Here is a 416-nt window from a genome sequence, read left to right as displayed (position 1 = left end):
GACATCGACACGGGCGCGAAGGTCTACCACAACGCGCCGAACACGAACTCGACGATCGAGTCGAAATCCATCTCGAAAGACGGCGGGCGCACCAACTACCGGGGACTCGTCCACATTTCCAATGGCGCGCACGATTCGTCGACGAGCGTGGAGTGTGACGCGCTGATGTTCGACAACGAGTCGGTGAGCGACACGATGCCGTACATGGAGATCAACGAGTCGAAGGTCGACGTCGCCCACGAGGCGACCGTCGGGAAGATCGGCGACGAGGACGTCTTCTACCTCCAATCCCGTGGGTTAGACGACGACGACGCGAAACAGATGATCGTCAGCGGCTTCATCGAACCGATCACGGAGGAGCTGCCGATCGAGTACGCGGTCGAGCTCAACCGGCTGATCGAACTCGAAATGGAGGG

At 60.1% G+C, this 416-nt stretch carries 1 protein-coding gene; it reads left to right on the top strand.

Going from position 1 to position 416, the window contains the following annotated elements; genetic code table 11:
* A partial coding sequence (locus tag QRT08_RS18405) for a SufD family Fe-S cluster assembly protein (protein ID WP_286047451.1) occupies window positions 1-416 on the top strand: 416 nt, incomplete at both ends.

The sequence above is a fragment of the Halalkalicoccus sp. NIPERK01 genome (assembly GCF_030287405.1).
Taxonomy (GTDB): Archaea; Halobacteriota; Halobacteria; order Halobacteriales; family Halalkalicoccaceae; genus Halalkalicoccus.
Note: the sequence above shows the minus strand (reverse complement) of the source record. Positions and strands in the feature narration are given on the sequence as shown.